This is a genomic window from Deltaproteobacteria bacterium, assembly GCA_016931625.1.
Taxonomy (GTDB): domain Bacteria; phylum Myxococcota; class XYA12-FULL-58-9; order XYA12-FULL-58-9; family JAFGEK01; genus JAFGEK01.
The window spans coordinates 37,702-49,100 of record JAFGEK010000051.1 but is presented as its reverse complement, the minus strand read 5'-3'; the positions used below and the strand labels follow the sequence as shown (position 1 = coordinate 49,100).

Below are 11,399 nucleotides of genomic sequence, written 5' to 3'. Positions count from 1 at the left end.
TTTTATTATTATATAAATAATACATCGGGAAGGTAACTTAAGAGCTAATGTGGATTATCAGTCGTGCTATTAATTTGGTAAGAAAAACTAGCCATCAGCAATTTTGAAAGTAAAGCGTCGATTGCATCAAGAAGATTGATAAAATCATCTTTGGTTAAGGTTTCGGCGTTTCCAGTGAGACGTGGGTCAGTCAATAATTGCTTGAGGTCTTTTAATGCTTTAGCAAAAAGGCTTTTATCAGCAAGCAAATCGCTTGTTTCTTTTAGCTTGATTTGAGCCTTTTCTATGTCGATTAAATAATTCGAAATCGTTTTAATAAATTGTTTGGTAGCATCTAAATAGTTACGCTCAGCTATATAGGTATTATCGTAACTTACTTTTACTTTATAACGGAAGTGATCGAATTTATTGCGGCGTTTATTGATATCTTTATATTTTTTGGCGAAAATAAAATCGCGATCTTTAACTGCCGTTTCTAATGATTGCCCGGCTTCTAATTTACCGCTTGCATTTTTTACTTTGGTAAATAGTTTAGCAATGGTAGCCAAAATTTGATTTTCGCTTAAAGAAATTTTCTTAAAGGTATGCCGGCCGTGAGCCGTAGATAAAATTACGTTTTGTAATTCTTCGGCTTGTTTGAAATAATTAGTAATCGAAGTGCGAACATCGATTAAGCCATCGTAAATTGCTTGTAGATTTTGCACAGATTGATATCCAGGATTTCGAGAAGTTATCTTAGCGAGTTCTTCTTTGCGCAGACTATTTACCAGCGACCCACCATAGCATGCTGAAACAACTATCGCTAAGCGTACGCCACGACTTTCAGCAAGCTGATATAATTTTTTTAAGTGCTCGATTGATAATGATTTCTCATCGCATGTAGAAAGTTGATTGGGACGAGCATGGGTAGAGATTGCTAATACTACCGCTTCACCAGCGGCAGTATTATTGATGATACGATAGCTATTTGCATAGGCTTTGGTTAAGGTTAAATCGTTAAAACGAATAACTTTATTATCAACGCCATGTTCTTTTTGTGCCACTTCGATGCAGGTTAGAGTTTTATCGAGCTCACCTGATGGAATTGGAATATTGGCACAAATATAAAAATTAGTATTCATTATACCTATTATAGTAGTTTTATCGATACCAACCTCATCCAAAAGCGAAGTACTACCAGAATAGGTCACCGGTGCAAAAGCGTTCTTATTTTTTTCAATCGAAGCGCGCTCGCCGGTTTCACGTATAGCCGCACCTAGTTGTTTATGCTTAGCAAAAGCCTCATTTAGGTAATAAAAAATACCACCATCACCGCTAGCTAATTCTGTCGGAATGCTAGTTGCTAGACATATGCGATTTTGCAGGGCCGAGTTTACAGTATGCGCATTTGATAGAGTCGATGGATTAGTATTAATAGCTATAAGGACTTCATCGACATTTAGTAGTTCTTTAGCGCTGGTGAAATCGTTGTTTTGCAAAGCTGCCTTGATTGCCAAAGAAGGCTGTATTTTGCTGATAGTATCCGCAAAGTGATTGGTTTTTGCTAATACCGCGATTTCGTCAAAAATGCATCGCCTTTCATCCGAGGAAAACAACAGAAAATAATCGCTGGTGATGAAATTTAAAAATAAAAATCGATCTGACTCAGCAAGTGAATCGGCTAAGTTTACATAGTTAAAAAGTTCATCTCTAGATGCGAATACTAGCTGAGGGTATTCTAGCAATTCTATCAGTATGGATAGCTTTTCTGGTTTGTCGGCAAAAGTGTGCAGATAGCTTAAAGCGGCAGCTTTGAGTTCAGTTGGTAGTGCGCAGAACTCATTATTATGAAATAGTCGCTCGAGCCCAAGATTCGTCATAAAATTTGCTGTTAAGTCACTATTTCGGAGTGTGCAGGAAAATTGAGTAGCATCCTCAACAACATCGTTTATAGCTTGCCAATATTGCGGGCTGGTGCATTTATCTTTTGCGGTTTCGAGAGCTTGGAAAATCCATTTGAGAGCTAATTTATAACCGACAGGTATTTGGTTGTTGGTGGACATGAAATATTTGCTCTCAGTTTGCCGTGCACTGAGGAGCGAAATAATATTTTGCTTCGAGATATTAGGTATATATTGATATAACGGATGTAAAAGTATATCTTTCAGATCACAAGCGCAGGGGCCATCAGGAAATGTTAAATGCCGCCAATAGAGCAACTGCTCTTCTTGGGTTAGCTTAGTTATCGCTTTGGCTGACTTAGGCGCAATCATTTGCTTATTTCGATCTATTGTTTTTACTATATTGATTATTTCACTACGGTTATTTGGTCGGGCAGTAACCATAAATTTTGCTGTTAGCTCAAGTATCGAGGGGTTGTCATGAATATATGGCTTTAACTCAATGATCGTTCGCTGCTCGTCAACCGTCAACGTATTGAATCCATCGATGTTTTTAAGTATCTTTAAATAGCCAACCATCCCATTGTTGGCGCTAACCATGAGCTTGATTGGTTCTTGTAGTTTTTTAGGGAAAGTCTTTATCAATTGATTTGTAGATATACTAGTGGCATTGACTTTATCTTTTATACCTTTCCAAATAATTGCTGCAGCATTTTTCCAACCTGGGTATTCAGGAAAAAGCGCGCAAATGGCGGTAAAAACTTGTTTGCTTTCTTTTTCAGAAGCAAAAAGCAAAGCGTATCCCGAAGGGTTATTTTCGGCAATTACCTGCGTTGCCCATCCAGAAAACAATTTTATATCTTGTGATTCAAGTTGGATATTTGAGTTTTTAAGAGTTGCCATCCTGGTAGAGTATTGAGCAAGCATAGAAGCTAGCTCAACATGCAGATTTGTCCATAAGGGAGAAAACCATCGGGGAATATCTCGCCTGGCGGTTTTATCAACTAGAAGCGCAGCATAGGGAGACTTATTAACAAAATCGTTGAGCTTTGATTCAGATTTTTTATAATTATCATCACACCCATCATTGATATTGGTTATTTGCTGTAAATCGAGGTTATCGAGAGAAATTGATTTATTATAATTATCAATATTAGCAATATCATCTAAAAGTTGTAATGTATCATTAATATCAAATCCATATTTTTTTATTGTTGCTAAAAAGCTTTTCGCATCAACTTTACCTTTTTTGATATATTCATATTTATAATTCGTATATTTTGCGGAAATTTCGATATTATATTTTTCTAATTTATTTATAATTTCTTGGGCAACTTTTTCAATATTATCGCCATCGGTTTTTAATGATTTATAGCCAGGTTGAAACCAAATAACGGTGTTATCGACGAGATATTTTTTCATAAGTTACTTCTTTTTTCTCTTTATTATTGCAGCTTTCAATTATTTGATGCTAGGGGTATGCATCTGCTGACATTAATCTCCTGTCATTATTTATTACCATTATTTTTTTCGTGTTGTTAGGACGGAAAGTTGCTCGATTTTTGTGATTTTTTTGCTTAGCGGTGCGTGACGAATTTATGCTGTTACGAAAAAACAGATAGTTAGCACAATTGGTGATCGGTTTTTTTTTAAAATTTGACGCATCATCGACTTGACGAATACCACCCTAGCGCAGGAAATAGGGCTTTGGCGCTGTAGGAATAATGGATCAGTAGCGCCGAGGACGAGATGAAGCCCTTTAATGCATTTACCACAGAAGCATTTGCTACCTACAGCCCCGAAAAGTGGTCGAGCAATGTCTATAATCTGCCTCGCATGCGCGTTAAAGACAATATGCTGGGCTTATGTGAACGCCTGCAGCAGCAGCTAGCAAATGAACTTGCTAATCTTGAGCATGGCGCATCAGACGACATGCCAAATTTGTCAAACCAGAAAAAAGTCGATGCCCAGTGGATTTTTTGGTTTCGTGATGCGGCATCGCGAGGAGCATTAGCTAGTTTTGTTGAGCGAGTGAAGTTAGATCAAACGGCCTTACTTAACATTGCCCCCCAAGATAAACATGCATCAATTGCTGTAGTTTTAAGACAAAACGAGCTTTGGATTGGTTTGCATGTAGCTGCTGGTGCTAAAGTAGATCGGCGCAATATTGCTGCTAAACTACAAAAAGGTTGGGAGCGCGAGCGTTTGCTTGATTTATTTAAAGACCTGCCAGAAGGCGCGAGCGTGGGATTGGGGGATGAAAAGCAGATGGTAACAGATGCCAACCTCGGTCATCTTGAAGAACAAGCTGCTGACCTCGCGCAAAATTCGGCGGCATGGCAATTAGGCTATTCGATTGCTGCTGAAGAAGTAATAGCGGCAGAATTAGCAATAGTTGATCAAGTTGCCGAAGCAATCAAAGCACTATTGCCAGTTTATCGCTTTGTCACATGGACACGTGATAACGACCACATTGAAGCTCAAAAACAACTGCAAGAAGAAAAACAACAAAAGCGTCGTCAGGCTACTTCTTTTAGTGCCGGTGATAAAGTGCGTATTATGTCAGGATTATTTACTGGTAAAATCGGTATTGTACAGGATGCCGATACCAAAGCGCAGGTTAAAGTAAGAGTGGGTAAGATGTCGGTAGTAGTAGCTGGTAGTGAATTGACTTTAGCACGTTAAGTACCAATGGATATCTCGATCGTAGTTCCAACTTATAACGAAGCTAATAATATCTCTGCGTTATATGAGCGCATAAATAATGTCCTAAGCAGTGAGTCGTATACTTGGGAAATTATTTTTGTAGATGATGGGAGTACTGACAATACCTATAAAGTAATTTGTGATTTACATCAGCGTTTTAGTGAGGTGCAGGGTTTACGTCTATCACGTAATTTTGGTCATCAGCTTGCACTTATTGCTGGTATGCAATTTGCGAGTGGAGATGCAGTTATTACCATAGATGCAGATCTTGAATATCCACCTGAGCTTATTCCTGAGCTTATTGCACAATGGCGTAAAGGTTATGCTATTGTGCATACTATCCGTATTGATAAGCAAAATATACATTCATTGTTTAAACGGTTAACCTCTCGGCTTTTTTATAAATTATTTAAAAAACTCTCTGGTATTGAATTAATGCCAGGCATGGCTGATTATCGATTATTTGATAAACGTGCGGTTCAAGTGCTTGCTTCTAGTAAAGAGCATCGACCATTTTTACGTGGTTTAAGCACCTGGATGGGGTTTACTCAAACATCAGTGTCTTTTCAACCAGGTAAGCGCGCGTACGGAAAATCTCGTTATACTTTAAGAAAAATGCTACGCTTAGCTATTAGTGGCATTGCTGGTTTTAGCGATGTGCCTCTTTATTTGTCGTTAGCGCTTGGCGCCATATGTATGTTTTTTTCATTAGGCTTTGGTGTATATTCGTTAATTGTATATTTTGTATTAGAGTCGACTATTCAAGGTTTTCCGAGTACGGTTTTATTATTGACTACTTTAATGGGAGTCCAATTTATTATACTGGGTATACTAGGTATATATATCGGTGAAATTTTACATGCAGTACGTGGACGACCGAATTTACTTGTTGAACAGTCAACTATGAAGCGGCAAGTTTGTGAAAATTGTGGCGTGTTTAATAATATAAAATGATATTATTACTTGCTAAGAGGGCATTACTTTTTTTTAGTTTTTAACTTTTTTTTTAACGCAATCGTTGTTGGAAAAGAGCGATAACTAAAATAATCAAAATCAGCATGCATACCCCCACCAGTAAAATCCTGGCATGCTAAGCCGATATAAGTCCCTGTAAATCCGAATGAAAACGCCTTAGTATTACTAGTAAAATTTGTTGCGTTTTCATCAGAGATGAATGCCATGGAGTATTCTTGACCAATTTGATGCCAAGCATCTTTTGTTAGTGCGTAGAAAAATCGAAAGACGGTTTGATCAAATACTACTTTTAGCCATACCCGTTTAGCTTTGTCTAAACTTACAGGTTTTTTAATTTCACTATAAACGTTGCGGTCGGTTTTGCTGATAGTGAGTATACGCCCCAATTCTTTGTCATGGGTTATGTATAAATATGCATGATTATGTGAGTTATAATAAACAACGAGTCCTGCCATCTGTTGAAAAGATTTTGGTGAAAATTCAATTGCGGTACTAGCTTCTGCTTTAAATGAATCTAAACGTCGTGCAATTAAACTTTGATTGTGAACAGAGCTAAACGATTCATGGCCATATAATCTCAAAAAACCTTTGCGAGCTTTAAGTGAAAGCCAATTTGAATTTACGGGTCTTCGTAAACTGTTAAAATGAGGCGAAAGTTTCAGGCTATCAAAGTCATCAATTTCAGACTCAGATTTTGGTGTAGCATATACCCGTTTTAATTTGGGTGCTGCGACAGTCCATTCTGGAGTGTTAGTACCATGGCTTAACCGCAACCAATCATCATCGGTCCATTGTACAGCTTGAATTGCGGTTTCACGACCAAGCGGACAATGTAGCGTATCATAACCACCAGCTTTATTACGGTCTTCACCTCGCCATTCAAGCGGTCGGCCACATAAGTGTGCTAGATACCATTGGCCATTTTGGGTTTCAACTAAGCTTGCGTGACCCGCACGTTGTAATAAATGTCGCGGTTTTTTATATGAAGTTAATAATGGATGATAGGGGCTAATTTGATATGGTCCAGTAATTTTACGTGAGCGTGTTAGTGTTGCTGCGTGGGAATAAAAAGTACCACCTTCGGCAACTAGTAAATAATACCAGCCATTGCGTTTATAAATATGCGGCCCTTCAGTGACCATTAGTTTAGAGCCTTTAAATATCAGTTTTGATTTGCCGATTAGGCGTTTTTCGCTGTGTGAATATTCTTGTAAAAAGATACCAGGAAAAGGGTTATGCTTTTGGCGATGGTCCCATTTCATACTTACATACCAAGTGCGCCCATCATCATCGTGGAAAAATGATGGATCAAAACCAATGCTGGTTAGATAGGTAGGTTCGGACCAGGGCCCAGTAATTTTTTTAGCGGTGACAAAATAATTATGCGTATCTTTATAAGCACCTAAACAAGTACGTACATTGGTATAGACTACATAAAATAGACCATCACGATAGGATAAACAAGGCGCCCAAATACCCGCAGAGTCAGGATTTCCTATCATATCAAGTTGGCTTGTACGTGTAAGAGCGTAAGCAGCATGATGCCAGTTAACCAAATCTTTTGAGTGATGAATACGGACACCTGGCCACCATTCAAAGGTTGATGTGGCGATATAGTAATCAGAGCCTATGCGTAAAATTGAAGGATCGGGATGAAAACCGGGAAGGATTGGATTCAAAATGGTATCAGACACAGTTAACCTCTAGTTTTGTAAGAGGTAACCATTATTTTTAACGGTATTCAACTGTGAAAAAGATAAAAAGTACTGTAGCAATGGGAAAATTATCGCTGCAGTACTTTTGTGATTATTTTTAATAGGCATACACTATATAAAAATCACCAGCGCACTATCGAGATTATGAAAGTTTGGCGATTACTTCAACAGTACCGCCTTTTTGGGCGGGCAGAGGTGCGATATTACCTTTGACTGGTTGTCCATCAACAATCAATGAAACATTGTGGCCTGGTCCTTCTCTTTGTACTTTGATGTTGTAAGTGGTGCCACGAAACACGCGTTTAGCTGTAAAGCCTGGCCAGTTAGTGGGTATCGCTGGAGCAATCTGTAAGCCGTCGTAGGTTGGACGTAAGCCTAGTACATATTGTGTTCCTGCAACAAATGTCCAAGCTGCTGTACCTGTAAGCCAAGCGTTACGTCCCATACCAAATTTAGGGTGTTCTGGGCCGCAAATATTTTGACAATAAACATAAGGCTCAACTAAAAAGTGATCACAGTCTTTACGAGCAAGCGGTAATACTTGACGGTAGTAATTATAAGCACGGTCGTTTTGACCAAGCAGTGCAGCCGCAACAATTACCCAAGAGTTAGCGTGACAGAAGATACCACCGTTTTCTTTAGCCCCTGGTACGTAAGTAGTAGTACCACGAACACGTTTGCTGCCACCATTATAAGCTGGCCACATAAGGCTCACACCAAATTTTGTATTAAGCCGTTCATGTAAGCTGCTCATCGCTTTCTCTGCTCGTTCTATAGGAGCAACTTCTCCAATAACAGACCATGCTTGGGGGATGAGGTTAATTTTGTGATGGGTTTCACTGGCCACGCCGATTGGTTGACCCTCGTTATCATAAGCACGGGCATACCATTCACCATCCCAAGCTACTTTATTAATAACTTCTGCCATTTCAGCTTTAAAATTACGAAAACGTATAGCGTCTTCTTGTTTTCCGATATGATCACTGAGTTCAGCTAAATCAAGTAATGCTCGGCAGAATTGCATGCCTACCCACACGCTTTCGGCTTTACCGCTACCAAAATCGATATTGAGGGTATCATCCCAATCAGAAAAGCCAATGCGAGGAAGTCCTGAAGGCCCGCGGTGCTCTAGGGTAAACTTAATACCACGTAACATGTGTTCCCAAATAGTTTCTTCTTCACCGTCCCAATAGGAAACACGTTGTTGAAGGTAATCAAAGTCTCCGGTTTCACGTAAATATGCGCATACAGAAATAATCAACCATAAATGGTCATCACTAAACCATTGTGGAAAATCAGGATACTCAGCAGCTAACCCTGGACCACCTTCACCCGTGAGAGGATAAAATTGATGCCAAGTATGGCCATCTTGAAACTGCAAGCGCCAGATACGGGTTAACATATCGCGTGCATGCTCTGGTACTGTGTGCATAGTTCCAAGAGTGTCTTGACCAGTATCACGAGTACCCATGCCACGGCCAAGGCCGGTTTCGTACGCTGAAATAAAACGTGACCAATACAAAGTGGTACGACATTGCACCTGATTCCAAAAGTTAAGCATTGCATTAGTTTCAGGATCAGGTGTGTCAACCGAAAATTTGCTTAAATATTCTGCCCAGTCAGCCTTAAGAGTTTCAAAGGCTTTTTTTACAGCAGCAGAATTTTTATACTTTGCTACAACTTCAGGAACATGTTCGGCTTCTTTAGTAATACCAAGCATGAAGATAATTTCAGTTTCAGCGCCGGGCTCAAGTACTAATTCATGGCAGAAAGAGCCGATATTATTACCTCGGGGAGCAACGGTGTTTAGAGGTTCACCACTTTCGACGACAACTGGGTTTGCTAAATCACGATAACGTCCAATGAACTCTTCACGATCTGAATCATGCCCAATAGATGTAACATTACATGCCATAAATGAGGTGGTTGGATTAAATTTAGTGCCAACGTATTGAATACTATCTTGATAGCGACTGAATTGAATATGAGCAGCCCAGTCAAGATTGTTCATATCTGACATAGCATCGCGGAAGCTGAATTCGGCATAGCTAAAGCTGCGCAATATGCGTTTTTTATCACTATTATTTTTGACTTTTAGCACCCATAATTCACATGGGCAGGTTTCATCTTTTGAGGTTAGTGGCACGAAATAAAGAACGCTTGCATTAATGCCCTTATATTGACTTTGAATACGAGTATATGTTGTACCATGACGACACTCGTAGTCTTCAAGCTGACGTTGTGGAATTGGTTGCCAAGTTGGGCTCCAAAACTCACCAGTTTCTTGATCGCGTAAATAAATGTAGCGACCAGGTTGGTCTACTGGGATGCCATTATATCTATAACGAGTAACACGACGGTTACGAGGATCACGATCAAAAGAATACCCCCCAGCAGTGTTTGAAATGATACCGCCATATTGCCCTTCACCAAGATAATTAATCCAAGGTGTTGGGGTATCTGGACGGGTGATTACAAACTCCCGGTTGGGTGCATCATAGTAACCATAAGCATTTTCAATGCGCGAAGATCCATTCATAGTAATTAACTCACTACCTGTGTTAAGAATTTTTGATAAAAAGGGAGCTGCAACCTACAGCAATGATACTGTTACCGCCAAGTCCCTAAATAACCGAATTCGCACTCGCAATACATATATTTTCTAAAAATAATCAACTGTGAAATAATATTTGATCATCAAATTGACCTCGCTATCATTACAAAAATAAATTAAATTCCTCGTATGATATAAAAACTAGCTTGGTCAAACATGACTACAAAAACCAGTAAATCATGGGCACAGCGTTTTCGTCGAGCAACCTTTCGTTTCTTTATTTACGGCTCTATGCTTGTTGCTGGCGAAGTATCTTTTTATAGTATGGTAAAAATCGGTAGGGAACTACCGTCTTTTATAGCTTGGCTGTTTCAGTTTCAATGGGCGGTTGACGATCGTTTGCATCTTGAACAAATTTGGTATGCACCAATTGGCACTTTTTATGGGCAAGCAAGTCTTTGGATGTTTTTTGTGTATGGCAGCATAGCCTTATTTGGCCTTGAACCAGCCTATCATCGAGTAAATAAGTGGCCCTGGTATGTCCGCGGCAGTCTTTATATGTTAATCATTCTTACGATGGAATGCTCAACTGGCTGGATACTAAAAGCAATTACCGGCTACGATATTTGGTATTACCAAGACGGAGTCTTAAATATTTTACGTTATACAAGTTTAGCTATAGCACCAATGTGGTTTGCATTGGGTTTAATTTCTGAAAATTTTATTCATTTAGTTGATAAATTAACACGTACAACTCGCGAACTTGCTAATCACAAACTTGTGAATGTTCCTAATTCGTCATATGAAAACAAGGTGTCATCATGAACGATGATTTTGTAAAGCCAGATTTTATTTCGCCACTAAATTTAAATACTTTACTACCGCAAATACCTGAAACCGCTATGGTAAAAGGCATGTTTATTCATGCAACTGTTGCAAAAGTTCAAAAACAAGGGGGTACTCCAGAGGGAATAAAAAAATATCAGCCATTTCTTGATTACACGGTACGTGAGCACGTTAAAGTCATGTTTGAATGCGCCAAAACAGCCTATCCAAATCTCACTATACGCCAAGCAATTTATCAACTTGGTCGTGATGCTTATAATGTTTTTACTACCAGTTTGCTTGGTAAAGTTTTATTTGGTATTGCTGCTCGTAATTTTGAAGCAGCATTACGTCTTACTAGTAGAGCCTATTCGTTGGTGGGCAATTTGAGTTCTGCAGTGGTGAAAGAACAAACGCCCACTAGCGCCATAATTCATTTGCGCGGCGTTTGGAATTTACCAGAGTGTTATCATGTTGGGGTTTTTGAACAAGCTCTAACTGATTATCGACGTCAGGGTGAGGTTACCATAAAACAGCATTCACTTGATGAAGTTGAGTACAAACTTATATGGAGTTAATATTATGGACACGCCCCATTTATTTTAATAGACACTCTTTTCGAATAAACTCACTTAAAATTCCTAATTCCTAATTCTCTGTTCTTTAAATCTTCATTTTTATATAATGACCGACTGTTTATCTTGAACCAGGTGATTTTAAACTTACGTATTTAAAGAGCAGAGA

Annotated in this window: 7 protein-coding genes; 4 read left to right on the top strand and 3 right to left on the bottom strand. The window is 39.0% G+C overall.

From position 1 onward, the window contains the following. Nucleotides 1-44 precede the first annotated feature (44 nt). Entirely contained in the window at nucleotides 45-3,302 is a 3,258-nt protein-coding gene (locus JW841_04350) for a hypothetical protein (protein ID MBN1960154.1), read from the bottom strand. Nucleotides 3,303-3,629: 327 nt separating this feature from the next. Here JW841_04350 and JW841_04345 point away from each other — a divergent pair, with 327 nt between their 5' ends. After that, complete coding sequence (locus JW841_04345; GenBank protein MBN1960153.1) at nucleotides 3,630-4,565, top strand: hypothetical protein; 936 nt, start codon at nucleotides 3,630-3,632, stop codon at nucleotides 4,563-4,565. Between the two features lie 6 nt (nucleotides 4,566-4,571). Then, nucleotides 4,572-5,540 (top strand): glycosyltransferase family 2 protein, encoded by a 969-nt coding sequence (locus JW841_04340; protein MBN1960152.1) that lies wholly within the window; start codon nucleotides 4,572-4,574, stop codon nucleotides 5,538-5,540. A gap of 23 nt (nucleotides 5,541-5,563) precedes the next feature. Here JW841_04340 and JW841_04335 read toward each other — a convergent pair whose 3' ends face one another. Both JW841_04335 and JW841_04330 read right to left on the bottom strand, forming a co-directional pair. Next, complete coding sequence (locus JW841_04335; protein MBN1960151.1) at nucleotides 5,564-7,255, bottom strand: glycoside hydrolase family 43 protein; 1,692 nt, start codon at nucleotides 7,253-7,255, stop codon at nucleotides 5,564-5,566. 163 nt (nucleotides 7,256-7,418) lie between these two features. Next, a complete protein-coding gene (locus JW841_04330; protein ID MBN1960150.1) occupies nucleotides 7,419-9,815 on the bottom strand; it encodes a glycosyl transferase family 36 in 2,397 nt (798 codons plus the stop codon). Between the two features lie 231 nt (nucleotides 9,816-10,046). On the opposite strand from JW841_04330, the gene JW841_04325 reads away from it, so the two are divergent. Together JW841_04325 and JW841_04320 are read left to right on the top strand one after the other, a co-directional pair. After that, nucleotides 10,047-10,655, top strand: coding sequence for a hypothetical protein (locus JW841_04325; GenBank protein ID MBN1960149.1), 609 nt, complete (start codon nucleotides 10,047-10,049; stop codon nucleotides 10,653-10,655). After that, nucleotides 10,652-11,233, top strand: coding sequence for a DUF2378 family protein (locus JW841_04320; GenBank protein MBN1960148.1), 582 nt, complete (start codon nucleotides 10,652-10,654; stop codon nucleotides 11,231-11,233). The genes JW841_04325 and JW841_04320 overlap by 4 nt, the downstream gene beginning before the upstream one ends. Nucleotides 11,234-11,399: the final 166 nt, after the last annotated feature.